This window comes from Streptomyces sp. NPDC001194 (assembly GCF_042896985.1).
In the GTDB taxonomy this organism is placed as follows: Bacteria; Actinomycetota; Actinomycetes; order Streptomycetales; family Streptomycetaceae; genus Streptomyces.
Window position 1 is genome coordinate 418,185 of record NZ_JBIAXU010000004.1, and the last position, 22,820, is coordinate 441,004.

24 protein-coding genes are annotated in these 22,820 nt (G+C 73.2%); 14 read left to right on the top strand and 10 right to left on the bottom strand.

Annotated features, from left to right (window positions below):
• Window positions 1-26: 26 nt before the first annotated feature.
• From ACFY1T_RS13340 to ACFY1T_RS13375, 8 genes are all read left to right on the top strand, one after another.
• Window positions 27-548 (top strand): NUDIX hydrolase, encoded by a 522-nt coding sequence (locus tag ACFY1T_RS13340; RefSeq protein ID WP_390788223.1) that lies wholly within the window; start codon window positions 27-29, stop codon window positions 546-548.
• A gap of 9 nt (window positions 549-557) precedes the next feature.
• On the top strand, window positions 558-956 hold the full coding sequence (locus tag ACFY1T_RS13345; RefSeq protein WP_390788224.1) for a YidH family protein: 399 nt from the start codon (window positions 558-560) through the stop codon (window positions 954-956).
• On the top strand, window positions 953-1,273 hold the full coding sequence (locus tag ACFY1T_RS13350) for a DUF202 domain-containing protein (protein WP_390788225.1): 321 nt from the start codon (window positions 953-955) through the stop codon (window positions 1,271-1,273). The genes ACFY1T_RS13345 and ACFY1T_RS13350 overlap by 4 nt, the downstream gene beginning before the upstream one ends.
• A gap of 83 nt (window positions 1,274-1,356) precedes the next feature.
• Complete coding sequence (locus ACFY1T_RS13355) at window positions 1,357-1,653, top strand: hypothetical protein (RefSeq protein WP_030860343.1); 297 nt, start codon at window positions 1,357-1,359, stop codon at window positions 1,651-1,653.
• A 75-nt stretch (window positions 1,654-1,728) separates the two neighbouring features.
• On the top strand, window positions 1,729-2,640 hold the full coding sequence (locus ACFY1T_RS13360; RefSeq protein WP_390788226.1) for an MBL fold metallo-hydrolase: 912 nt from the start codon (window positions 1,729-1,731) through the stop codon (window positions 2,638-2,640).
• A gap of 134 nt (window positions 2,641-2,774) precedes the next feature.
• Entirely contained in the window at window positions 2,775-3,845 is a 1,071-nt protein-coding gene (locus ACFY1T_RS13365) for a phosphotransferase family protein (RefSeq protein ID WP_390788227.1), read from the top strand.
• A gap of 9 nt (window positions 3,846-3,854) precedes the next feature.
• Window positions 3,855-5,111 (top strand): acyl-CoA dehydrogenase family protein, encoded by a 1,257-nt coding sequence (locus ACFY1T_RS13370; protein WP_390788228.1) that lies wholly within the window; start codon window positions 3,855-3,857, stop codon window positions 5,109-5,111.
• Window positions 5,112-5,300: 189 nt separating this feature from the next.
• The gene (locus ACFY1T_RS13375) at window positions 5,301-6,500 is read left to right on the top strand and encodes a S8 family serine peptidase (RefSeq protein ID WP_390788229.1); all 1,200 of its coding nucleotides are present in this window, start codon (window positions 5,301-5,303) and stop codon (window positions 6,498-6,500) included.
• Between the two features lie 55 nt (window positions 6,501-6,555).
• On the opposite strand, the gene ACFY1T_RS13380 is transcribed toward ACFY1T_RS13375, so the two are convergent.
• From ACFY1T_RS13380 to ACFY1T_RS13390, 3 genes are all read right to left on the bottom strand, one after another.
• Window positions 6,556-7,161 (bottom strand): TetR/AcrR family transcriptional regulator, encoded by a 606-nt coding sequence (locus ACFY1T_RS13380; protein WP_030860355.1) that lies wholly within the window; start codon window positions 7,159-7,161, stop codon window positions 6,556-6,558.
• An 88-nt stretch (window positions 7,162-7,249) separates the two neighbouring features.
• Window positions 7,250-9,037, bottom strand: a complete 1,788-nt coding sequence (locus ACFY1T_RS13385; protein WP_390788230.1) for an AMP-binding protein — start codon at window positions 9,035-9,037, stop codon at window positions 7,250-7,252.
• Entirely contained in the window at window positions 9,022-9,801 is a 780-nt protein-coding gene (locus ACFY1T_RS13390; protein ID WP_051805136.1) for an SDR family oxidoreductase, read from the bottom strand. The genes ACFY1T_RS13385 and ACFY1T_RS13390 overlap by 16 nt, the downstream gene beginning before the upstream one ends.
• Window positions 9,802-9,889: 88 nt before the next feature.
• Here ACFY1T_RS13390 and ACFY1T_RS13395 point away from each other — a divergent pair, with 88 nt between their 5' ends.
• From ACFY1T_RS13395 to ACFY1T_RS13410, 4 genes are all read left to right on the top strand, one after another.
• On the top strand, window positions 9,890-11,158 hold the full coding sequence (locus tag ACFY1T_RS13395; RefSeq protein ID WP_390788231.1) for an exo-beta-N-acetylmuramidase NamZ domain-containing protein: 1,269 nt from the start codon (window positions 9,890-9,892) through the stop codon (window positions 11,156-11,158).
• A gap of 134 nt (window positions 11,159-11,292) precedes the next feature.
• Complete coding sequence (locus ACFY1T_RS13400; RefSeq protein WP_390788232.1) at window positions 11,293-12,657, top strand: serine-threonine protein kinase; 1,365 nt, start codon at window positions 11,293-11,295, stop codon at window positions 12,655-12,657.
• Window positions 12,658-12,808: 151 nt separating this feature from the next.
• Window positions 12,809-13,435 (top strand): hypothetical protein, encoded by a 627-nt coding sequence (locus ACFY1T_RS13405; RefSeq protein WP_030860366.1) that lies wholly within the window; start codon window positions 12,809-12,811, stop codon window positions 13,433-13,435.
• Window positions 13,436-13,574: 139 nt separating this feature from the next.
• On the top strand, window positions 13,575-14,336 hold the full coding sequence (locus ACFY1T_RS13410; RefSeq protein WP_390788233.1) for a 3-keto-5-aminohexanoate cleavage protein: 762 nt from the start codon (window positions 13,575-13,577) through the stop codon (window positions 14,334-14,336).
• On the opposite strand, the gene soxR is transcribed toward ACFY1T_RS13410, so the two are convergent.
• Window positions 14,317-14,760 (bottom strand): redox-sensitive transcriptional activator SoxR, encoded by a 444-nt coding sequence (gene soxR, locus ACFY1T_RS13415; RefSeq protein ID WP_390788234.1) that lies wholly within the window; start codon window positions 14,758-14,760, stop codon window positions 14,317-14,319. The two genes, ACFY1T_RS13410 and soxR, sit on opposite strands and share 20 nt — an antisense overlap.
• Before the next feature lie 134 nt (window positions 14,761-14,894).
• Here soxR and ACFY1T_RS13420 point away from each other — a divergent pair, with 134 nt between their 5' ends.
• Window positions 14,895-15,356: a MaoC family dehydratase gene (locus ACFY1T_RS13420; protein ID WP_390788235.1), complete on the top strand. Its 462-nt coding sequence runs from the start codon at window positions 14,895-14,897 to the stop codon at window positions 15,354-15,356.
• On the opposite strand, the gene ACFY1T_RS13425 is transcribed toward ACFY1T_RS13420, so the two are convergent.
• From ACFY1T_RS13425 to ACFY1T_RS13435, 3 genes are all read right to left on the bottom strand, one after another.
• Window positions 15,347-16,039, bottom strand: coding sequence for a TetR/AcrR family transcriptional regulator (locus tag ACFY1T_RS13425; protein WP_390788236.1), 693 nt, complete (start codon window positions 16,037-16,039; stop codon window positions 15,347-15,349). The two genes, ACFY1T_RS13420 and ACFY1T_RS13425, sit on opposite strands and share 10 nt — an antisense overlap.
• A gap of 91 nt (window positions 16,040-16,130) precedes the next feature.
• The gene (locus ACFY1T_RS13430) at window positions 16,131-16,421 is read right to left on the bottom strand and encodes a YiaA/YiaB family inner membrane protein (RefSeq protein WP_030860375.1); all 291 of its coding nucleotides are present in this window, start codon (window positions 16,419-16,421) and stop codon (window positions 16,131-16,133) included.
• Between the two features lie 94 nt (window positions 16,422-16,515).
• A complete protein-coding gene (locus ACFY1T_RS13435) occupies window positions 16,516-17,667 on the bottom strand; it encodes an acyl-CoA dehydrogenase family protein (protein WP_390788237.1) in 1,152 nt (383 codons plus the stop codon).
• 89 nt (window positions 17,668-17,756) lie between these two features.
• On the opposite strand from ACFY1T_RS13435, the gene ACFY1T_RS13440 reads away from it, so the two are divergent.
• Window positions 17,757-18,413: a TetR/AcrR family transcriptional regulator gene (locus ACFY1T_RS13440; protein WP_390788238.1), complete on the top strand. Its 657-nt coding sequence runs from the start codon at window positions 17,757-17,759 to the stop codon at window positions 18,411-18,413.
• 82 nt (window positions 18,414-18,495) lie between these two features.
• Here the strand turns inward: ACFY1T_RS13440 and ACFY1T_RS13445 are convergent, their stop codons facing one another.
• From ACFY1T_RS13445 to ACFY1T_RS13455, 3 genes are all read right to left on the bottom strand, one after another.
• Window positions 18,496-19,575 carry a Zn-dependent alcohol dehydrogenase gene (locus ACFY1T_RS13445; RefSeq protein WP_390788239.1) on the bottom strand — a complete coding sequence of 360 codons (1,080 nt, stop codon included), beginning with the start codon at window positions 19,573-19,575 and terminating at the stop codon, window positions 18,496-18,498.
• A gap of 134 nt (window positions 19,576-19,709) precedes the next feature.
• A complete protein-coding gene (locus tag ACFY1T_RS13450; protein WP_390788240.1) occupies window positions 19,710-21,122 on the bottom strand; it encodes an aldehyde dehydrogenase family protein in 1,413 nt (470 codons plus the stop codon).
• Between the two features lie 107 nt (window positions 21,123-21,229).
• A complete protein-coding gene (locus ACFY1T_RS13455) occupies window positions 21,230-22,756 on the bottom strand; it encodes a CitMHS family transporter (protein ID WP_390788241.1) in 1,527 nt (508 codons plus the stop codon).
• Window positions 22,757-22,820: the final 64 nt, after the last annotated feature.

Genomic DNA, 22,820 nt, shown 5'->3' on the forward strand with positions numbered 1-22,820 from the left:
TCAACAGCGGTGGTTGGATGATCCGTGTGAGTGCTGCTGACGAAGTGCTGGACGTGGTGGACCGCGACGACCGGGTGACGGGGCGGGCGCCGCGGGGCGAGGTGTACGCGGGCGGACTGCTCCACCGGTGCGTGTTCGTACAGGCCAGGGACGCGCGGGGACGGGTCTTCGTGCACCGGCGGACGGCGTCGAAGCTCGTCTTCCCCTCCGCGTACGACATGTTCGTGGGCGGGGTGGTCGGCGCGGGCGAGAGCTACGCCGGGGCCGCGCTGCGGGAGGCCGAGGAGGAGCTGGGCGTGTCGGGGCTGGCGCAGCCGGTGCCGCTGTTCAAGTTCCTGTACGAGGGGCCGGGCGGGGCGTGGTGGTCGTACGTGCACGAGGTGCGCTGCGAGCTGCCGGTGCGGCCGCAGGAATCGGAGGTGGCCTGGCACGCCTGGCTCTCCGAGGAGGAACTGGCGGGCCGGGTCGCGGACGGCGGGTGGGAGTGGGTGCCGGACGGACTGGAGGCGTACCGGCGGCTGCGCGCGCACCGGGAGCGTCACCAGTAGATTGACGGGGTGATCGACTTCGTCAAGGACGTGCGCCTGTGGTTCGCGCCGCAGCGGGTGAGGGACGAGGGCGAGACCCCCGACTACCGGTTCTCGCTCGCCAACGAGCGGACCTTCCTGGCCTGGATCCGGACCGCGCTGGCCCTGGTGGGCGGCGGATTCGCGGTGGACCAGTTCCTGCCGGACCTGCGCTGGGGGGTGCGGGTCGGGATGTCCCTCGCTCTGCTCGCGGTGGGCGCCGCCTGCGCGCTGCGGGCGGTGAACCACTGGGTGCGTTGCGAGCGGGCGATGCGGCGGGGCGAGGACCTGCCGGTCTCCCGGTTCCCGGTGGTGCTGAGCCTGGGCGTGGGGCTGGTCGCGGTGTCGATGGTGCTGGTGGTGCTGATGGGCTGGACGAGCCGGCCGTGACGGCCTCGGGCGCGGCGGGCCGCGACGCGGGGCTGCAGCCCGAGCGCACCCGGCTGGCGTGGCGGCGTACGACCCTGGCGTGCTCGGTGACGGCAGTGCTGGCCCTGAGGACGGCGCTGCGCGGATCGGGCTCGGCGGTGGAGGTGCTCGGGGCGGCGGTGATCGTGCTGATCTGGCTGCTGTTCCTGGGGATCGCGCACCGCCGCGTGCGGCAGCTGGCGGCGGCCCGGCCACCGGGGCTCGCGCCACGGGCGGCGCTGGCGGCGGTGGCGTGCACGGTGGCGCTGTCGGTGTTCGCGGTGGCGGTCATCTTCTGAGCTGCCCGTCGGATGATCATCCTTGTCCGCGCCGCCCGGTACAGAACAGGCGATAAGGGGCGTTCCGCATTAGCCTCGGCGCCATGACGACCATGCACAGGGAACACTCCACCCACGCGCACGCCCACGGACCCGACTGCGGCCACACCGAGGTCTCCCACGGGGACCACGTCGACTACGCGCACGACGGCCATCTGCACCGCGAGCACGCGGGGCACTGGGACGAGTGCGAGCCCGCGGGGCACGCCGCCCACGAGGACCACGACCACGCCCACGGGCCGGCCTGCGGGCACGAGGCGGTGCAGCACGGCGACCACGTGGACTACGTGCACGACGGGCACCGGCACGCCGAGCACGACGGCCACTACGACGACCACTGACCCCCGCCCTCCCCCGGCGCCGCCGTGGCTGGCAGGATGCTGACCGCTTGTCAGAGCGACCCGGGGAGAGCACGCATGACCGCCGAAGAGCCGTACCTCGTCCAGCCCGCGACCGGGGTGTACGCCTACGTCCAGCCGGACGGCGGCTGGTGCCTGAACAACGCCGGCTTCGTGAGCGACGGCGGCCGGACCCTGCTCATCGACACCGCGGCCACCGAGCGGCGGGCCCTGGCCCTGCGCGAGGCGGTCGTGGCGGCCGGGGTGCCGCTGCCGACCACGGTGGTCAACACCCACCACCACGGCGACCACACCTACGGCAACGCCGTCTTCGCCCCCGGGGCGCTGATCCTCGGGCACGACGACGCGCGCACCGAACAGCTCGCGGCCGGGCACCAGCTGGAGCTGATCTGGCCGGACACCGACTTCGGCTCGGTCGAGATCACCGCGCCGGACCTCACGTACAACGACCGCATGACCTTCCACCTCGGCGAGACGGAGGTGCGGGTCATCCACCCGGGCGTCGCGCACACCACCGGGGACTCGATCGTGTTCCTGCCGCGGCAGGGCATCGTCTTCACCGGCGACCTGGTCTTCGCCGAGGGCACGCCCTTCCTGGCGATGGGATCGCTGGCCGGTTCGCTGCGGGCGCTGGAGCTGCTGCGCTCGCTGGGCGCGGAGACCGTCGTACCGGGGCACGGGCCGCTGACGGACCCGTCGGCGTACGAGGCCACCGAGCGCTACCTGCGGTACGTGGCCGAGCTGGCCCGGGAGGGCCGGGCGAAGGGGCTGAGCCCGCTGGAGGTGGCGCGCGCGGCCGATCTCGGCGAGTTCGCGGCCTGGCGCGAGAGCGAACGGCTGGTGGCGAACCTGCACCGGGCATACGCGGAGCTGGCCGGGGAAGCGGAGGGGGCGCCGCTGAACATACTGGCGGTGCTCCAGGACATGACGGTGATGAACGGCGGGACGCCGATCCTCTGCCACGCGTGAGCCGGGGGTGCGGGCCGGAGGCGATCCCTCCGGCCCGCACCCGTTCGCCGTGCGCACTGGACGACATACCGACTGGTCGGCATGATGGCACTCGTTCGTTCCCGTCTCGTCCACTCCGCACGGAGGTGCGCACCATGACCTCAGCGTCAGAGTCCGCTTCGCCCGGCCCCCGGGGCCTCGACCTGGAGCGGCTGCGCGGCCATCTCGACCGGGCGCGGCCCGGGCTCGTGGCCGGGGCGCTGCACGGCCGGCTGATCGAAGGGGGCCGGTCGAACCTCACCTACGAGATCACCGACGGGGCCGGCCGCTGGGTGGTGCGCCGTCCTCCGCTCGGGCACGTCCTGGCCACGGCGCACGACATGAAGCGCGAGCACCGGGTCATCCGGGCGCTGCACGGCACGGCCGTGCCGGTGCCCGAGCCGGTGCTCCTGTGCGAGGACGAGTCGGTCCTCGGGGCGCCGTTCTACGTGATGGAGTACGTGGACGGGGTCCCGTACCGCAGCGCCGGCCAGCTCGCCGCGCTCGGGCCCGAGCGGACCCGGCGGGCGGTGCTGGGTCTGGTGGACACGCTGGTCGACCTGCACGCGGTGGATCCGCAGGCGGTGGGCCTGGCCGACTTCGGGCGTCCCGAGGGCTTCCTCGACCGGCAGCTGCGGCGCTGGGGCAAGCAGCTCGACGCCTCCCGGGGGCGTGAGCTCGCGGGCATCGACGAGCTGCACGCCGCGCTCGGCCGTTCGCTCCCCGCCTCCCCCGCCCCGACCGTGGTGCACGGGGACTTCCGTCTGGACAACGTACTGATCGGCGGCCCGGACGACACGATCCGGGCGGTACTGGACTGGGAGATGTCCACGCTCGGGGATCCCCTGACCGATCTCGGGCTGCTGGTGATGTACAGCTCGGACCTGGGGCTGACGGACTCCCCGGTCAGCACGACGAGCGGCGCGCCCGGCCACCCGGCGCCGGCCGAGCTGATCGAGCGGTACGCCGCCCGCTCCGGGCGGGACACCGGCGCGATCGCCTGGTACACCGCGTTCGCCTGGTTCAAGCTCGCCGTGATCCTCGAGGGGATCCACTACCGCTACACGCTCGGGCAGACGGTGGGCGCCGGCTTCGACCGGATCGGCGATCTGGTCCCGGTCTTCATCGAGCACGGTCTGACCACCCTCCGGGGCCGCCGGCCCTTCGAAAACGGCCAGGAAGGCTGAGACACACCCATGGACTTCGCATTCGACGCCCGGACCGAGGAACTCCGCGAGCGGCTCCTCGCGTTCATGGACGAGTACGTGTACCCGGCGGAACCCGTCGCCGCCGAGCAGCGCGCACGGCTGGCCTCGCCCTGGGACACCCCGGCCGTCTTCGGTGAGCTGAAGGCCGAAGCGCGCCGTCAGGGCCTGTGGAACCTCTTCCTGCCGGACCAGCACAGCCTGCCCGGCGCGCAGCAAGGCGCCGGGCTGACCAACCTGCAGTACGCCCCGCTCGCCGAGATCACCGGCCGCAGCCCCCACCTGGCGCCGATGGCCACCAACTGCGCGGCCCCGGACACCGGGAACATGGAGGTGCTCGCACAGTTCGGCAGCGAGGAGCAGAAGAAGCAGTGGCTGGAGCCGCTGCTGGCCGGGGAGATCCGGTCCGCCTTCGCGATGACCGAGCCGGAGGTGGCCTCCTCGGACGCGACGAACATCGAGACGCGGATCGAGCGTTCGGCGAGCGGCCGCGGGGCCGACGAGTACTCGGTCACCGGACGCAAGTGGTTCATCTCCGGGGCCATGAACCCGGACTGCAAGATCTTCATCGTCATGGGCAAGACCGACCCGGAAGGCGCCGATCCGCGCCGCCAGCAGTCGATGATCCTGGTCCCCCGCGACACCCCGGGCGTCGAGGTGCGCCGCGCGATGACCGTGTACGGGTACGAGGACCACGACCACGGCGGCCACGCCGAGGTGGTCTTCGACGGGGCCCGGGTGCCGGCCTCCCACCTGATCGGCGAGGAGGGCGGCGGCTTCGCCATCGCCCAGGCCCGTCTCGGCCCGGGCCGGATCCACCACTGCATGCGGCTGATCGGCATGGCGGAGCGGGCGATCGAGCTGATGTGCCGGCGCGCGGTGGGCCGTACCGCCTTCGGCAAGGAGCTGGCCGCGCAGGGGGTCGTGCAGAACTGGATCGCGGACGCCCGGGTCACGGTGGAGCAGCTGCGCCTGCTGGTGCTGAAGACGGCCTGGCTGATGGACACGGTCGGCAACCGGGGCGCGCACACCGAGATCCAGGCCATCAAGATCGCGACCCCGCGTGCGGTGGTGCGGATCCTGGACGACGCGGTGCAGCTGCACGGCGCGGGCGGGGTGAGCCAGGACTTCCCGCTGGCCGAGCTGTGGGCGGCGGCGCGGACGCTGCGGCTGGCGGACGGGCCGGACGAGGTGCACCAGCGTTCGCTGGCGCACCGGGAGCTGAAGAAGTACGCGGGCCGCTCCTGAACGTGCAGGAATGGTGCAGGAGTTCGTGCGAACTCATGTACGGCGTGAAGGCGGTGCGGGGGGCCTTTTAAGAAACCTTGTTGAACAACCCCGAACCGCCGGTACGTTCTTGATTTGCGCCTGTCAATCGGAACAGGGTTCTCCAGAAAGTTTGACGCCCCACACGTCAGCAAGAGGAGAACTCTCCAGATGGCAACTCACAAGCGCTCGCGCACTTTCCGGTACGCGGCGGTCGGCACGGGAGCCGCCGCGGCGGCCGCCGTGGCCCTGATCGCCAGCCCCTTAGCGGGAGCGGCGACACCGGCCGAGGGCACGGTCTACGGACTGGGCGCACCCGGTGCGATCAGCGGTAGCTACGTCGTCATCCTCGACGCATCCGCGAACAAGGAAGAGCTGGCCAAGAAGTACGGCGGCGAGCTGAAGCGCACGTACGGCTCCGGGGTCAACGGCTTCTCGGCCGCCGGGCTGACCGAGACGGAGGCCAAGCGGCTCGCCGCGGACCCGGCCGTCGGCAAGGTCGTGCAGAACAAGAAGTTCACCATCAACGCCACCCAGGACAACCCTCCGTCATGGGGTCTGGACCGGATCGACCAGACGGCCAAGGCGGGCGACAAGAAGTACAGCTATCCCGACAGCGCCGGCGAGGGCGTGACGGCGTACGTCATCGACACCGGCATACGGACGACCCACAAGGACTTCGGCGGCCGCGCGACGTCCGGGTTCGACGCGGTGGACAACGACGACAAGGCCGACGACGGCAACGGCCACGGCACGCACGTCGCGGGCACCATAGCCGGGACCGCGCACGGCGTCGCCAAGAAGGCGAAGCTGGTCGCGGTGCGCGTGCTGGACGACAACGGCTCCGGCACCACCGAGCAGGTGGTCGCGGGGATCGACTGGGTCACCCAGCACCACTCTGGCCCCTCGGTGGCGAACATGAGCCTGGGCGGCGGCGCGGACGAGGCGCTCGACGAGGCGGTGCGCCGGGCCATCGCCTCGGGCGTCACCTTCGCGGTGGCGGCGGGCAACGAGTCCGCCGACGCCGGGCAGGGCTCGCCCTCGCGGGTTCCCGAGGCCATCACGGTGGCGTCGAGCACCATCGACGACGAGCAGTCCTCGTTCTCGAACTTCGGCTCCGTGGTGGACCTGTACGCGCCGGGTTCGGACATCACGTCCGACTGGAACGACAGCGACACCGGCACGAAGACCATCTCGGGCACCTCGATGGCCACCCCGCACGTGGTGGGCGCCGCGGCGGTCTACCTGGCCGGGCACCCGTCCGCGACCCCGGCGCAGACGGCCGCGGCGCTGACGGCCGCGGCCACGAGCGGGGCCGTGACCAACCCCTCGGCGGGCACGGCGAACAAGCTCCTGAAGGTCGCCCCGTAGGGATCCAGGGGGGTCTGGGGAACCAGGGTCCTGGATCTCCAGGACCCTGGTGACCTCAGGGACGCAGGGCGCGCAGCAGCAGGTCGGCGAGGTGATCGGCGACCTGCTGCGGCGTGAGCGGACCGTCCGCCCGGTACCAGGTGGACAGGTGGTGGACCGAGCCGAAGTGGTAGTCCACCACCAGGTCCGCGGGGGTGGCGGTGGAGAACACCCCGGTGCGCTGGCCTTCCTCGACCAGCGCCCGGAACCGCTCGTGGTAGCGCCGGCGCTCGGCCCGCACCTGCTTGAACTTCTCCGGGCTGAGCTGGTGCATCGACCGGAAGAAGATCGCCGCGTCGTCCAGGTTCTCGATGGTGGTGACCACCACGTCGGCGGCCGCGGCGCGCAGCCGCTCCTCGACCGGGGCGCCGGAGTCGGCCACCACGTCGAGGCGCTGCTGCTGGAGGCGCAGCATCCGCGCGTACACCTCGTGCAGCAGGTCGTCCTTGGATCCGAAGTAGTGGTAGAGCGCGCCCTTGGTGACTCCGGCCGCCTCGACGATCTCCTGGACGGAGGTGCGGTCGTAGCCGCGCTCGGCGAAGAGCCGGGTGGCGACGGCCAGCAGCCGCTGCGGCACCGGGGTCTCGTGCGTGCCCTCGGGCTCCGTGGTCCTGGCAGCCATGGCGCCGACCTTCCCTTCCTGTTCCCTGGTCCGTGAGACCAGCCGTGCGACCGGCGGTGGGAGCCGCCGTATGACCGTACGGCTGTTTTCAGCCTCGGTCGCGCAGTTCCCGTCGCAGGATCTTGCCACTCGTCGTCTTCGGGAGGACAGGCAGGATCTCCACTTCGCGCGGGTACTTGTACGCCGCGATGCGCTCGGCGCAGTACGCGGACAGCTCTTCCGGCTCCGCCGAGGCGCCGGGGCGCAGGCTCACGTACGCCTTCACGCTCTCACCGCGGTACGGGTCCGGGACGCCGACCACGGCCGCCTCGCGCACGGCGGGGTGGGTGTAGAGCACGTCCTCGACCTCGCGGGGCCAGACCTTGAACCCGGAGGCGTTGATCATGTCCTTCTTGCGGTCGACCACGTAGAGCCAGCCGTCCGCGTCCATGAACCCCACGTCTCCGGTGCGCAGTTCGCCGTCCGGGAAGGCCTTGGCGGTGTCCGCGGGCAGCCCCCAGTAGCCGGGGACGACCTGGGGTCCGCGGACGGCGATCTCGCCGGTCTCGCCGAAGGGCACCTCGGCGCCCTGCTCGTCCAGGATCCGTACGAGCGTGTCGGCGCCGGGCAGGCCCACGGAGAGGGTGCCGGAATCGGGGTCCACGGGGGCTTCGAGGTGCACGGGCACGGAGGCGCAGGGGGCGGTGCACTCGGTGAGGCCGTAGCCGTTGCGCAGGTAGAACCCGTAGGCGGCGCGGAGGCGCTCGACGAGGGCGGGCGGGAGCGGGGCGCCGCCGGAGGAGAGCACCCGGAAGGAGGCGAAGTGGTCCGCGGTGGCCTCGGGGTGGGCGGCGAGGGCCATGAAGGCGGTGGCCGGGCCGACGGCGTAGGCGGGGCGGTGCGCGAGGAAGGCGTCGAGGACGACGCCGGCGTCGAAGCGGTGGGCGAGGACGAGGGTGCCGGCGTTGGCGAAGCAGGCGCCGAGCTCGCAGACCATGCCGGTGATGTGGAAGAGGGGGGCGAGGGCGAAGTAGGTGGCGCCCTCGGGAAGGGGGTGCCCGGTGACCTGCCGGACGGCGTTGTGGGTGAGCGCGCCGTGCGGGTTCATGGCGCCCTTGGGGGTGCCGCTGGTGCCGGAGGTGTAGCTGATGAGCGCGGTGTCGGCGGCGGTGAGGGCGGGGTCCGGCGGGGCGGGGCGGCCCAGGCGGGCCACGGCGGTGAGGTCGGCGGGGGTGGGGCGGGGGGCGGTGAGGTGGGGGGCGGTGGGGTCGGCGGGGGTGACCGGGGCGGCCCGCCCCCCGTCCCGTCCGGCGGCCGGAGCGGCGTCCCGTCCGGTCGGCGCGGGCTCCGCCGGGGTGAAGACGCGCGGGTCGTTGCGGGTCTGGAAGTCCCGGTCCGAGGCCGTCAGGGCGACCCGTACGGCCGTGCCGCGGACGGCCTCGGCCGCGTACGCCGTCCACGCGCGGCCGTCGCAGACCAGCGCGGCGGCTCCGGAGTCACGCAGGATGTGCCCGATCTCGCCTGATTTGTACATGGGGTTGAGCGGGACGACCACCGCTCCGGCCTTCCAGGCGGCCAGGACGGCGAGCACGAAGTGCGGAGTGTTCTGGAGCATGACGGCGACCCGGTCGCCGCGGCCGATGCCGTGCGCGGCGAGGTGGCCGGCGACGGAGTCGGAGAGCGCGTCGGTCTCCGCGTAGCCGATGCGGCCGTCGAAGTAGGCCAGCGCGGTGCGCTCGGGGGCCCGGGCGACGGCCTCGCGGAAGGCGTGCAGCAGGCTGGGCGGCGGGGAGACCGGGGCGCGCTGGGCCGGGCTGAGCAGGCCCAGCCACGGCTTGGCGGCGTAGCGGGAGGGCCGCTGGGCGGGCGGGCTCGGCGGCGTCACCTGGTCTCCCACTTCTGCTGGATGTGGTTCATGCCGGTGAGCCAGCGGTCCGGTTCGGTGGCCCGGGCGGCGTAGTAGTCCGCCACCTCGGGGTGCGGGAGGATCAAGAACCGGCCCTTCTCCATGCCGTCGAACAGTGCGTCCGCAACCGCTTCCGGCTCGATCGCGGTCGGCGCGAGGACGAGTTCGCCCGCCGAGCCCGCTGCCGTCAGCATGTCGGTGCGCACCCCTTGCGGGCAGATGGCGTGGACCTGGAGGCCGCGGTGGCGGTAGGTCAGCGAGAGCCACTCCGCGAAGGCGAGCGCACCGTGCTTGGTGACACTGTACGGCGCCGCCCCGATCATGGTCAGCAGACCTGCGGCCGAGACGGTGGACACGAAGCGCCCGCTCCCGCGCTCCAGCCAGTCGGGCAGCAGCAGCCGGGCCGCGCGGACGTGCGCCATGACGTTGGTGTCCCAGGCCGCCTCCCACACGGCCTCGTCGGCGAACGCGTCGCCGCCCGAGCCGAGTCCGGCGTTGGCGCAGTAGACGTCCACCCGGCCGCCGAGGGCCTCGCGGGCCTGCGCGACGACGGCCGACGCGTCGCCCGGCACCGCGATCGCCCCGGCCCCGATCTCGCCCGCCACGGCGGCGGCCTTGGCGGCGTCGAGGTCGTTGACCACCACCGTGGCCCCCTCGGCGGCGAAGCGGTGGGCGAGGGCGGCGCCGATGCCGCCGCCCGCGCCGGTGACGACGACTCGCTGGTCCTGGTACGCGCTCACGGGATCACCTTTCATGGCGTTCACGGGGTTCATGGCCGGATGCCGGGCAGACTAACCGGTCGGTATGTCGGGGTGGAAGAGGGGCGACACCTAGCGTGGCCGGATGACGCTGTCGCGACGGGGGCTGCTGGGACTGGCGGGGACGACGGGGGCCTTGGGGACCCTGGGAGCGGTCGGCGCGGCGCCGGGCCGGGCTCCTGACCACGCGGACGCGGCCGCAGGGCGGGTGCGCACCGGATTCGAACAGCTCGCCGCCGACGGGTACGAGCTGCTCGCCGGCCGGCGGGTGGGGGTCGTCACCAACCCCACCGGGATCACCTCCGACGCCCGCCACCTGGTCGACGTACTGCACGCGGACGCGCGCGTGAAGCTGGTGGCGGTGTTCGGGCCGGAGCACGGGTTCCGCGGGACCGCGCAGGCGGGCGACTCCGAGACGGCCGGGCGCGATCCGGCGACCGGGCTGCCCGTGTACGACACGTACGGCAAGAGCGGCCAGAAGCTCGCGGACGTGTTCACGGCCGCCGGGATCGACACCGTCGTCTTCGACATCCAGGACGTCGGGGCGCGCTTCTACACCTACATCTGGACTCTGTACGACTGCATGCGCGCGGCCGCGCTGGCCGGCAAGGCGGTGGTGGTGCTGGACCGGCCGAACCCGGTGGGCGGTCGGCGCGCCGCCGGGCCCGTACTGCAGAGCGCGTACGCGAGCGGCGTGGGACGGGAGCCGATCGCGCTCGCGCACGGGATGACGGTGGCCGAGCTGGCCCTGCTGTTCAACGCGGAGTTCCTGGCGGCGAAGCCGGTCAGCCTGAGCACCGTCCGGATGACCGGGTGGCGGCGGGACTCCTTCTTCGGGGCGACCGGGCTGCCCTGGGTGCCGCCGAGCCCGAACGTCCCGACGCCGGACACCGCCCTCGTGTACGCCGGCACCTGCCTGTTCGAGGGCACCAACCTGTCCGAGGGGCGGGGGACGACCACGCCGTTCGAGGTGGTCGGCGCGGAGGGCGTGGACCGGCGCTGGGCGGAGGCGGCTCAGTCGCTGGGGCTGCCCGGGGTGTGGTTCCGGGAGGCGTACTTCACTCCGACGTTCTCCAAGTTCACCGGGAAGGCGTGCGGCGGGGTCCGGCTGATCGTGCACGACCGGGCGGCCTTCGACCCGGTGCGGGCCGGGATCGGGCTGCTGGTGACCGCGAAGCGGACGTGGAGCGGCTTCGCGTGGCGCACGGACCACTGGATCGACCAGCTGACCGGCTCCGACCGGGTGCGGAAGATGGTGGACGCGGGGGCGGGGGTCGAGGAGATCGCGGGTGACTGGGCGGCGGGGCTGGAGCGGTTCGCGGAGGTGCGGGGGCGGTACCTGCTCTATCCCTGAACCCGCGCGGGAGTGTGGCGATCCGCGTGATTCCCTGTGAATCCCCTTGAATCCGTGGGCTGCACGGGTCTGGCCGGGTAAGGGCGACGGCAGGATGCTGGACGGCACCGGAGAGACGGCGCGGAGGGGACCTCATGTCGGATGCAACGGCGGCGGGCGGCGGGATCGGGGTCGGTCCGTACGCGGAGCTGACCTTCGATGCCGAGGGTGACGTGGACCCGGGCACCCGGGATGCGGTGGCCGCGCTGGAGGCCACCGACCTGCTGGTGTTCGCGCACGGCTGGAACAGCGACCGGGCGACCTCGACCCGGCTCTTCGACCGTTTCTACGCGCCCTTCCCGGGGCTCGTGGGGTCGGGGGTGCGGCTGGGGTACGTGGGGGTCGTCTGGCCCTCGATCCGGTTCTCGGACGAGCCGATACCGGACTTCGACCCCCACCGCGCGCTCGGGGAGCCGGGCCACGGGACGGCCCTGGACCCCGCCACCCTGCGGGCGCTCGGGGAGTTCTGGCCGGGGCGGGTGGCGGAGCTGGACCGGATCGCCGAACTGCTGGAAGACCGGCCGGAGTCGGCGGCGGCCTTCACCGAGTTCGGGGCGCTGGTGCGGGAGCTGGCGGGCGTGGACGTGGTGGACGCACCGGACGGGGCGGGCGCGGTGGACGCGGCGGAGCTGGCCGGATCGGTGGGTGCCGCCGTCGCCGGGCCGACCGTACGGGACGTGCCCGCCCTGTTCACGCTGGACGTGCTGGAGGTGTGCCGGGCCCTCACCGCGGGGCTGGTCGAGGCGGGCGCGCCGTCCGGGGACGCCGCCGGGCCCGGCTTCTCCCCCGGCGGCGGCCTGCGCGCGCTGTGGAACGGCGCCAAGGAGCTGCTGCGGCAGGCCACGTACTACCAGATGAAGAAGCGGGCCGGGGTCGTCGGCGAACGCGGCCTCGGCCCGGTGCTGGCCGAACTGGCGGGCCGCCGACCGGCCCTGCGGATCCATCTGATCGGGCACAGCTTCGGGGCCCGGGTGGTCTCCTTCGCCCTGCGCGCGGTGCCGGACGGCGCCCGGTACGTGAAATCCGCGACCCTGCTCCAGGGCGCCTTCTCCCACTACGCCTTCACCGACCGGCTCCCCCACGACAAGGGCAGCGGCGGCGCCCTGCGCGGGATGCAGCGCCGGGTCGACGGCCCGGTGGTCGCCTGCCACTCCCCGTTCGATTCGGCCCTCAAGGTCTTCTATCCGCTGGCCTCGCGGATGGCAGGGGATTCGGCCGGTCTCCTCGGCTTCGACGAGCGGTGGGGCGCGATCGGTCACGACGGGGTGCAGGCGGTGCCCGGCGCGCCGCGGCTCACCCTCGAAGCGGCCCTGCGCGCGGGGGTCCCGGAGGCCGGTTGCGTCAGTGTGGACACCGGGTCCGTGGTGCGCCGCGGCGGTCCGCCGTCGGGGGCGCACAGCGACATCTGCCACGAGGAGCTGGCCCGGCTCGTGGTTGCCGCGGGGCGCATGGGGCGCTGACATCCGGCCACGTGCCACCCGTACGCCTCGACCGCCCCCGCATGCGCCCGCACCTGGCCGGGCATGTTGGGCACATCTCACGGTGCGTCGTCGTTCGACCTAGTACGACGCCCCCCGGTGCGGGCGTGGGCGCGACGGAGGTGAAGGTGTCATGGCGGGATTCCGAAGTCTGGCGTACCAGGTGCGGGACGCACGCAACGACCGTGCCCTGCGGCGCCATTCGCTGCGCCGCTGCCTGGAGCGGTTCGCTCCGTACGGGCACCGGGCGACCTGGTGGCATCTGTGCGACCGGCACGGCATCGCCCCCGAGGACCGGGGGGCCGATCCGCTGCGCCTGGTCGCGGCGTTGGAGGAGCTGGAGGACGCGCGGGCGGTCTGGCTGGAGTACGAGCGGCAGTTCGCGGAGCGGCGCCGGCGGGAGAAGCACCACGGGCTGCGCCGGCCCGAGTGGGCCTGGGGCGGCAGCGGGGACGCGGTGGTGCGCTGCGCCGATCCGGGGGTGCGGCCGGACGGGACGCTGGGCGAGGTGCTGCGGCGGCTGGTCGCGGCGCTGGAGTCGGAGCCGGGGACGGGGTGCCCGGTCTGCGGGGAGCAGGAGCTGCGCTGGCCCGCGCACGGGCCGGGGCAGAGACGGGGGCCCCGTGCGGGGCATCGCACCTGGGAGGGTGCCTGGGCCTGGGACGGTCCGGTGTGCGCGGGTTGCGGGATCGTCGTGCCGAGGCCGGCGCTGGCGGACGTCGTGTCGATGACCGACCCGGCTGCGGCGGGGGCGGCATGATCCGGCGCGGACTCGGGGTGGCGGGGTGACGGGGCCGGTTTCGGCGGAGGGGCCGGCTTCCGCGGAGGGCCGGGGTTCAGTGGAAGGGCCGGCTTCCGCGGAGGGGCGGGTTCCAGCGGAAGGGCCGGTTTCGGTTTCCGTGTCGCTGAACGGCGCGCGCGGGGGCGCCGAGGGCAGTGCCGTTCCCCTGTCCCCGCCGGACCTGGTGGAGTCCGCGCTGGCGGCGGTGGCCGCCGGGGCCGGGGAGGTGCTGGTCCATCCGCGGACCCCGTGCGGCCGGGAGAGCCTGTCGCCCCGGGTCGTGGGGCCGCTGCTGGAGGCGATGCGGGGCGCGGGGGTCTCCGTACCGCTTTCGGTGTCCGCGGGGATCGGGGCCGAGCCGGATCCGGCGGGGCGGCTGGAGCGGGTCCGGTCGTGGACGGTGCTGCCGGACCGGGCGGTGGTGCATTTCGCGGAGCCGGGGGCGGAGGAGCTGGCGCGGGCCCTGCTGGCGCGGGGCGTGGCCGTGGACGCCGTGGTCCCGCTGGGCGGGGAGGCAGACGGCGGGCTCGCGGCGGATCCGGGCGCCGGGCCGCAGACCCGTCCCGGGCCGCTGGCGCGGTTCCTGGCCTGGCCGGTACGGGATCCGGCGCGGATCCGGCTCGCGGTGGAGCTGGCCTCGGCCGATCCGGCGCTGGTGGCGGGGTTGCGGTGGCTGCCGCCGGTGCCGCTGCTGCTGTTCGGCCGGGAGGCCGCCGCCTGGCCGGTGTTGCGGCTGGCCGTGCGGTGCGGTGCGGGCGCGCGGATCGGCGTGGGCGACGTACTGCACCTGCCGGACGGCCGCCCGGCGCGGTCGAACGCCGAGCTGGTGGCGGCGGCCCGCGAGATCGCCGGCGCCCCGGCTACAGCCGGGAGCCGGTGAGCCGGTCGCCGAAGACGTCGTCCGGATTGGACAGGGCGCAGTTCTTGAGCGACAGGCAGCCGCAGCCGATGCAGTCGGTCAGGTGGTCGCGCAGCCGCGCGAGCTGGTTGATCCGCTGCTCGAGCTCGGTGCGCCAGGCCTCCGAAAGCCGGGCCCAGTCCTCCCGGTTGGGGGTGCGCCCCTCGGGCAGCTGCGCGAGGGCGTCGCGGATGGCGGCGAGCGGGATCCCGACGCGCTGCGCCGCGCGCACGAAGGCCACCCGGCGCAGGGCGTCGCGGCTGTAGCGGCGCTGGTTGCCGGCGGTGCGGCGGCTGCTGATCAGGCCCTTGGTCTCGTAGAAGTGCAGCGCGGAGACGGCCGCGCCGCTGCGGGCGGACAGCTGGCCGACGGTGAGCTCGTGGATTTTTTCGGGAATCTGCGGCACGAGGCCGAGGGTAGTCGGCCGGTCCGACATTCGTTGACAGACGTGTCGTTGACAGATACATGCGGCCCCAGCATGCTGAGCAGCGCGCTGAGCAAGCGCTTATTCGCCCGACATCGCCAGGGAGAGGGAGACGCATGGCCGAGCCGAGGATCTTCACGTCCGCCGAGGAACTGCGCGCAGGGACCGGGGAACCGCTCGGTCCGAGCGGGTGGCTGGAGGTGGACCAGAAGCGGATCGACCTGTTCGCCGATGCCACCGGCGACCACCAGTGGATCCACGTGGACCCCGAGCGGGCGGCGGGCGGTCCCTTCGGCTCCACCATCGCCCACGGCTACCTGACGCTGTCGCTGCTGCCGAGCCTGGTCCCGCAGGTCATGCGGGTCGAGGGGATGAAGATGGGCATCAACTACGGCACGAACAAGGTGCGTTTCCCGGCGCCGGTCCCGGTCGGCTCGCGGCTGCGCGCCACCGCCGTGATCACGGAGGTCACGGAGGCGGGCGGCGGGGTCCAGGTCACGGCGACGGTCACGGTCGAGCGCGAGGGCGGCGACAAGCCGGTGTGCGTCGCGGAGTCGGTGTCCCGCTACTACTTCTGAGCCGCTCCCCGCTCGGACCCGCTCCCGGTTCCGCGCCGCTCCCGGGGCGCGGCCGGGCCGTCCGGAGCGGCTGCGACCATGCGCAGGACGAGGTCGGCGTAGAGCGTGCCGACCTCCTCGGGCGTGCGGCGGCCGGCCGTGTTGAACCAGCGGGCCACGTCGATGCAGAGGGACAGGACGGCGAGGGTGGTGCCGGGGACGTCCGGGACGTCGAACTCCCCCGCCGCGACCCCGTCGGCGAGGATGCGGCGCACGGCGGCGTCGCTCCGCCGGCGCAGTTCCACGATCTCGGAGCGGTGCTCCGGGGCGAGGGCGTCGAGCTCGTACTGGACCACGCGCGCGGTGGTGTGGTGCGCGGCGTGCCAGAGCACGAAGGACCGTACGGCCGTGTCGAGCCGCTCGGCGGCCGAACCCGGGCCGCAAGCGGCGGTCTCCAGGATCTCCAGGGCCTTGTCGTGGCCGATCCGGCTGATCCGGTGGAGCAGATCTTCCTTGGTCTTGTAGTGGATGTAGAGCGCGGCCGGGCTCATCCCGGCCCGTCCTGCGATGTCACGCGTGGTGGTGGCGTGGTACCCGCGCTCCGCGAACGCTTCGACGGCGGCGACGAGCAGCCGCCGTGCGGCGTCGGGGGTGACCTCCGACCACGGCCGGTGGCCGCCGGCCGTCTCCTCCGCGCTGTCCATCGCTCGCTCACCCTCTTCGCCCTGTGGAAGGAACACCTTACCGGAGGGTGAGCAAGCGCTTAGCAGCCTTGGGGGACACGGCGGCCGCCGCTCAGACCTTCGGCTGGAAGGGGTCGTAGTCGGCCATGATCTTCTCCATCCGGGCCTGGTCGACCCGGGTGACGATCTGCGTGAGCTCCTGACGGTCCCGGATCACCTTGGCGAGGGTGAAGGCCGAAGTGGTGAGGTAGAGGACCGCGATGCCGAGGAAGGCGCGGACCCAGCCGTCCACCTGGAGGTGGTAGATCCCCACGGAGACGGCACAGATGGCGACGGCGAAGGAGGCGAGGGCCTGACCGTAATACGCCGCCGAATTGCGCTGCTTGACCGGTGTCTCGTTCATGGGCCCAGCATCCGCCGGGGCGGCCGCGGCCGCCTCCGCGCACGTACTCAGGTCCGTACTCAGAACCGGTGCGCACGCGGAACCGGTGCAGTACTCAGAAGGCGGAGACTCCGGTGCGGGCGCGGCCGATCAGCAGCTTCTGGATCTGGCTGGTGCCCTCGTACAGGGTCATCACGCGGGCGTCGCGCAGCAGCTTGCCGGCCGGGTACTCGTCGATGTAGCCGTAACCGCCGTGGACCTGCAGGGCGTTGCCCGCGGCGCGCACGGCGGCCTCGGAGGCGAAGAGCTTGGCGGTGGAGGACTCGGTGGCGAAGGGCTGCCCGCGGTCGATGAGGTCGGCGACCCGCCAGGTCAGCAGCCGGGCCGCGTCCACGTCGACCGAGATGTCGGCGATCAGCTCCTGGACCAGCTGGTGGTGGGCGATCGGCTTGCCGAACTGCTCGCGCTGGGCGGCGTACGAGACGGCCGCGTCCAACGCCGCCTGTGCGATGCCGACGCACCCGGCGGCGACCGACATCCGGCCCTTGGCGAGGGCCGACATGGCCACGGAGAAGCCCTTCCCCTCGGGGCCGAGCATCGCGGAGGCGGGGACGCGGACCCCGTCGAGGGCGAGTTCCGCGGTGGCCTGGCCGCGCAGGCCGAGCTTGCCGTGGACCTCCCGGCGGGTGAGGCCGGGGGTGTCGGCGGGGACGAGGAAGGCGGATATCCCGCGGTGGCCGGGCTCGTCGCCGGTGCGGGCGAAGAGCAGGACCACGTCCGCCCAGGTGCCGTTGGTGATGAACATCTTGCTGCCGCTGATGACGTACGCGTCCCCCTCGCGCACGGCGCGGGTGGTGAGGCTGCCCGCGTCGGAGCCGGTGCCGGGCTCGGTCAGGCCGAAGCAGCCGAGCGCCTCGCCGGAGCATAGGCGGGGCAGCCAGGCGCGCTTCTGCTCCTCGGTCCCCCAGGCGGCGAGGGTCTTGGCGACCAGGCCGAGGGAGACGGAGACAATGCCGCGCACGGCGGAGTCGCCGCGGCCGAGCTCCTCGGTGACGAGGACGTAGGCGAGGTGGTCGCCGCCGGAGCCGCCGTATTCCTCGGGGACGGTCAGTCCGAGGAAGCCGAGGTCGCCGAGCTTCTTGACGATGGCCCGGTCCACGCTCTCCGCGCGGTCCCACTCGGCTGCGTACGGGACGATCTCGCGCTCGGTGAACTCGCGGGCCAGCCGGCGCACGGCTTCCTGTTCCTCGCTCAGTTCCAGATTCACCGGGCACCTCCGGGCGGTCCGGCGCCGGGTCGACCAGCAGGTTAACTAGCACCGGTAGTTTATGGCGGGCAGGCCCTACTATGTGGCGCATGGCCAGACCGCGCAAGCCCCTCCTCAGCAGAGACCGCATCGTCGAGGCGGCGGGCGCGCTGGTGGACGCGGAGGGGCTGGGGGCCGTGTCGACGCGGCGGCTGGCCGCCGCGCTGGGGGTCAGCGGGCCGTCGCTGTACAACCACTTCCGCACGAAGGACGAGATCCTGGACGCGGTCGCGGACGCGGTGAGCGCGCGGGTCGACTTGTCGATGTTCGAGCCGGGGGCGGGCCGGGACTGGCGGGAAGCCCTGCACGACTGGGCGCACTCGTACCGGGACGCGCTGTCCGACCATCCGAACATCGTTCCGGTGCTGGCGCGCGGTCCGGGCCGGCGCCCGGCGGGACTGCGGGTGGCGGACGCGGTGTTCGGCGCGATGACGGAGGCCGGCTGGCCGCCGGCCCAGGCGACCCGGATCGGAGCGCTGATGCGGTACTTCATCCTGGGCTCGGCGGTGGGCTCGTTCGCCGGGGGTTTCGTGGACGACGAGGCCGCGTACGACCCGTCGGACTACCCCCACCTGGGCCAGGCCCACCTGCTGGCGGAGCGCCGGCGCGAGGTGGACGAGGGCGCGTTCGAGACGGGCCTGGCCGCTCTGCTGGACGGACTGGCCCTCCAGCACGAGGCGTTGACGGGTGGGGCTACGGGCGGCTAGCGGACGGCCGCGGGGCGGTCGGGGCGGAAGCCGGTCGGGACAGCGGGCGGTCGGGACGGATGCCGGTCGGGTCGGAAGCCGGTCAGAACACCACGAGCGAGCGGCCGCCCTTGCCGGCGAGCATCGCCTCGAAGGCGGCCGGGATGCCGTCCAGGGTGATGCGGTCGGTGACCAGCGAGGCGAGGTCGAGGCGGCCCGCCCGGACGTGGTCGGCGATCAGCGGGAGATCGCGCGCCGGGTCGCTGTTGCCGTACACGCAGCCGGTGAGGGTGCGGGCGAAGTGGAAGATCTCCAAGGCGTGGAAGGCGACCTTCTGCTCCTTCCCGCCGATGCCGACGACCGTGGTGCGGCCGCCGCGGCGGGTGGAGTCCCAGGCCGCTCGGATGGACTCCGCCCGGCCCGCGCACTCGACGGCGACATCGGCGCCCTGCCCGCCGGTGAGGGCGCGGATCTGCTTGGCGGTGGTGTCGGAGGCGAGCACGAACTCGGTGGCCCCGGCCGCCCGGGCCAGCTCCTCCTTGGCCGGGGAGACGTCGACGGCCACGATCGGGCCCGCCTCCGCCACCCGCGCCGCCTGGAGGGCGGCCAGGCCGACTCCGCCCACGCCGAAGACGGCGACGGACTCGCCGGGGCGCACCCGGGCGCTGTTGCGGACCGCGCCGTAGCCGGTGAGGACGGCGCAGCCGAGCAGGGCGGCCTCGGCGAGCGGGATCCCGGCGGGTGCGGGCAGCACGCAGTTCGCCGCGACCACGGTCTCCTCGGCGAACGCGGCCACGTTCAGCCCCGGGTGCAGCGGCGTGCCCGCGGCGTCGTGGGCGTAGACGGCCCCGACCCCGCTGAGCGCCTTGGCGCAGAGCCAGACCTCGCCGATCGAGCAGTGGTGGCACTCCCCGCAGGACGGGGACCAGTTGAGCACCACGGCGTCGCCGGGGGCGACGTGCGTGACGCCCTCGCCGACGGCCAGGACCGTCCCCGCGCCCTCGTGGCCGAGGACGGCGGGGACGGGGACCACCATGGTGCCGTTGGTGAGGGAGAGGTCGGAGTGGCAGACCCCGGCTGCGGCGAGCCGCACCCGGACCTGGCCGGGGCCGGGATCGGGCAGGACGATCTCCCTTATCTCCAGCGGGGCTCCGACGGCGGGCAGGATGGCGGCGCGGACCATGGTCGATTCCGTCTCTCGGGCTCAGGAGTGCGGGGTGGTGGCTAGGAGCGGGTGCTGATGCTGGTGCTGGTGCTGGTGCTGCTGGTGGTGGTGCTCTTGGTACGAGTGCGGCTGCTGGCGCCGGGGCGCGCGGCTCAGAACTGGAGCGACTTGGTCTGGAGGTACTCGGCCAGGCCGTGCGGGCCCAGCTCGCGGCCGACGCCCGACTGCTTGTAGCCGCCGAAGGGCGCGAGCGGGTTGAAGCGGCCGCCGTTGATGTCCACCTGGCCGGTGTCCATGCGGCGCGCGAAGGCGACGGCGGTCTCCTCGTCAGCGGCCCAGACCGCGCCGCCCAGCCCGTACACGGTCCCGTTCGCGATGCTCAGGGCCTCGTCCTGGTCCTCGTACGGGAGGATCGACAGCACCGGGCCGAAGATCTCCTCCTGCGCGATGGTCATCTCGGGCGTGACGTCCGCGAACACGGTCGGGGCGATGAAGTACCCCTGCGCGTGCGGCGCCTCGGGGCCGCCCGCGACGAGCCGCGCGCCTTCCTCGACCCCCTTCGTGATGTATCCGCGGATGCGGTCGCGCTGCTTGGCGTTGATGACCGGGCCGAGGCGGGTGCCCGGCTCGGCGGGGTCGCCCGAGGGGTACTTGGCGACGGCGGCGGCCGCGAGCGAGACGGCCTCCTCGTACTGGTCGCGGTGTACGAGCATCCGCGTGAGCGCGTTGCAGCTCTGCCCGGAGTTGTTCATGACGTGGCCCACGCCCGCCGCGACGGCCTTGGCCAGGTCGGCCCCGGGCAGGATGACGTTGGCCGATTTGCCGCCGAGCTCGAGGGCGACGCGCTTGACGGCGGCGCCGGCCGTGGCGCCGATCATCCTGCCGACCGCGGTGGAGCCGGTGAAGGAGACGAGGTCGACCCCCTCGTGCGCGGCCAGCGCCTGACCGGCGACCGGGCCGGTCCCGGTCACCAGGTTGAACACGCCCGCCGGGATGCCCGCCTCGTGCACGGCCTCGGCGAAGAGCTGTGCGGTCAGCGGGGTGTCCTCGGCGGGCTTGAGGACGAGGGTGCAGCCGGCGGCGAGAGCGGGTGCCACCTTGGCAACGATCTGGTGCAGGGGGTAGTTCCAGGGCGTGATGGCGCCGACGACACCCACCGGCTCCAGCAGCACGGTGGAGTTGCCGATCCGCTCCTCGAAGGCGTACGAGGCCCCCAGCTCGGCGAAGGAGGAGGACACCGCGATCGGCGCCCCCACGTGGACCATCTCCGAGAAGCCCCGCGGGGAGCCGAGCTCGGCGGTGATGATCTCGGCGAACTCGTCCTTGCGAGCGACCAGCACATCGCGCAGCGCCCCGATCAGTGCGGCCCGCTCGGCCGGGGCCGTGGCCGCCCACGCGGGGAAGGCGGCGCGTGCAGCGCGTACGGCCGCGTCCACGTCGTCGGCGCTCCCGGCCGGGACCCCGCCGATGACCTGCTCGTCGGCCGGGTTGACCACCTCGATCCGCTCGCGTCCGGCGGCGGGCCGCCATGCGCCGTCGATGTACATCCCGTCGTGCGCCTTCATGGCTTTCCTCCCGAGCACGCCCGAACACGTGGACGCGTAGACCTGACCTCGTTCGACCACCCTACAAACTACCGGCGGTAGTTTTCGGCCCGCCAGTGCCCCGGGGGTCAGATGATGCCGAAAAGCATCCCCGCCCCGAGGACGACGAGGGAGGTGAGGGCCGCCCATTTCACGGTGAAGCGGGTGTGGTCGCCGAACTCGACCTTGGCCATGCCGACGAGGACGTAGACGGCGGGAACCAGCGGGCTCGACATGTGCAGGGCCTGGCCGACCAACGAGGCGCGGGCGATCTCGAGCGGGGAGACCCCGTGGGCGGCGCCGGCCTCGGCGAGGACCGGCAGGACGCCGAAGTAGAAGCCGTCGTTGGACATGAAGTAGGTGAGGGGCAGGCTGAGCAGGCCGGTGACCAGGGCCATGTGCGGGCCCATGCCCTCGGGGATGGCGCCGACGAGCCAGTCGGCCATGTGCTTGACCATGCCGGTACCGCTCAGGACGCCGGTGAAGACGGCTGCGGCGAAGACCATGCCGGCGACGTTCAGGACGTTGTCGGCGTGCGCGGCGATCCGGGCCTTCTGGTCGGGCATGTGCGGGAAGTTGACGGTGAGGGCGAGCGCGGCGGCGAGGAGGAAGAGCACCGGGATGGGCAGCAGCTCGGTGATCATCGCGGTGAGCAGGGCGACGGTGAGGCCGGCGTTGAACCAGTAGAGGCGCGGGCGCAGGGTCGGGCGGCTGGGGTCGAGGACCTGGAAGCCGTCCTCGTGCGCGGCGGAGCCGGGGCCGGTGTGGGGGCCTGAGCCGTCACGGGAGCCGGGGCCGGGGTCGTCACCGGAGCCGGTGCGGGCGGAGGGGGCGGACTGCCCGGCCGGAGCCCCCGGCCCGGCGGAGCCGACGAGGGTGCCGGCGTCGGCTGACCCGCCGGTGGCGGTGGCGGTGGCGGTGGCGGTGGCGACGAGCAGACGCTCCTCGGCGGGCTCCTCGGCCTCCGCCGCCACCCGCTCGGTCTGCCCGGGCATGACCAGCGTCCCGATCCGGCGGCGTTCCTTGAGGCCGAGGACGTACGCGAGGCCGAACACGAACAGCAGGCCGACCGCGAGGGCGGGGATCATCGGGACGAAGATGTCGGAGGCGTCGAGCTTGAGGGCGGTGGCGGCGCGGGCCGTGGGTCCGCCCCAGGGCAGGGTGTTCATGACTCCGTTGGCGGTGGCGGCCACGCCCGTCATGACCACCAGGCTGAGGCCGAGCCGCTTGTAGAGCGGGTACATGGCCGAGACGGTGATCATGAAGGTGGTCGAGCCGTCGCCGTCGAGCGAGACGATCGCGGCGAGGACCGCGGTGCCGACCACGACCCGCACCGGGTCCGCCTTGCAGAAGCGCAGGATGCCGCGCACGATCGGGTCGAACAGGCCGACGTCGATCATCACGCCGAAGTAGACGATGGCGAACATCAGCATGGCGGCGGTCGGTGCGAGTTTGCCGACGCCGTCGATGACGTAGTCGCCGAGGTGGGCGCCCTTTCCTGCGAACACGCAGAACAGCGCGGGGATGAGGACGAGCGCCGCGATGGGCGACATTTTCTTCATCATGATCAGGACCAGGAAGGTGGCGATCATGGCGAAGCCGAGGAAGGTCAGCATGCAGGGAACGTAGGTGCCCCCTCCTCGCGTCAACAAGACGTCAGCGCGTGAGCAATACGAGCAA

Excerpts from the sequence above, each read along its gene's own strand:
- ACFY1T_RS13355 (WP_030860343.1), top strand. The coding sequence starts at position 1,357 with ATGACGACCATGCACAGGGAACACTCCACCCACGCGCACGCCCACGGA.
- ACFY1T_RS13360 (WP_390788226.1), top strand. The coding sequence starts at position 1,729 with ATGACCGCCGAAGAGCCGTACCTCGTCCAGCCCGCGACCGGGGTGTAC.
- ACFY1T_RS13365 (WP_390788227.1), top strand. The coding sequence starts at position 2,775 with ATGACCTCAGCGTCAGAGTCCGCTTCGCCCGGCCCCCGGGGCCTCGAC.
- ACFY1T_RS13370 (WP_390788228.1), top strand. The coding sequence starts at position 3,855 with ATGGACTTCGCATTCGACGCCCGGACCGAGGAACTCCGCGAGCGGCTC.
- ACFY1T_RS13375 (WP_390788229.1), top strand. The coding sequence starts at position 5,301 with ATGGCAACTCACAAGCGCTCGCGCACTTTCCGGTACGCGGCGGTCGGC.
- ACFY1T_RS13380 (WP_030860355.1), bottom strand. The coding sequence starts at position 7,161 with ATGGCTGCCAGGACCACGGAGCCCGAGGGCACGCACGAGACCCCGGTG.
- ACFY1T_RS13390 (WP_051805136.1), bottom strand. The coding sequence starts at position 9,801 with ATGAAAGGTGATCCCGTGAGCGCGTACCAGGACCAGCGAGTCGTCGTC.
- ACFY1T_RS13395 (WP_390788231.1), top strand. The coding sequence starts at position 9,890 with ATGACGCTGTCGCGACGGGGGCTGCTGGGACTGGCGGGGACGACGGGG.
- ACFY1T_RS13400 (WP_390788232.1), top strand. The coding sequence starts at position 11,293 with ATGTCGGATGCAACGGCGGCGGGCGGCGGGATCGGGGTCGGTCCGTAC.
- ACFY1T_RS13405 (WP_030860366.1), top strand. The coding sequence starts at position 12,809 with ATGGCGGGATTCCGAAGTCTGGCGTACCAGGTGCGGGACGCACGCAAC.
- ACFY1T_RS13420 (WP_390788235.1), top strand. The coding sequence starts at position 14,895 with ATGGCCGAGCCGAGGATCTTCACGTCCGCCGAGGAACTGCGCGCAGGG.
- ACFY1T_RS13425 (WP_390788236.1), bottom strand. The coding sequence starts at position 16,039 with ATGGACAGCGCGGAGGAGACGGCCGGCGGCCACCGGCCGTGGTCGGAG.
- ACFY1T_RS13430 (WP_030860375.1), bottom strand. The coding sequence starts at position 16,421 with ATGAACGAGACACCGGTCAAGCAGCGCAATTCGGCGGCGTATTACGGT.
- ACFY1T_RS13440 (WP_390788238.1), top strand. The coding sequence starts at position 17,757 with ATGGCCAGACCGCGCAAGCCCCTCCTCAGCAGAGACCGCATCGTCGAG.
- ACFY1T_RS13445 (WP_390788239.1), bottom strand. The coding sequence starts at position 19,575 with ATGGTCCGCGCCGCCATCCTGCCCGCCGTCGGAGCCCCGCTGGAGATA.
- ACFY1T_RS13450 (WP_390788240.1), bottom strand. The coding sequence starts at position 21,122 with ATGAAGGCGCACGACGGGATGTACATCGACGGCGCATGGCGGCCCGCC.
- ACFY1T_RS13455 (WP_390788241.1), bottom strand. The coding sequence starts at position 22,756 with ATGCTGACCTTCCTCGGCTTCGCCATGATCGCCACCTTCCTGGTCCTG.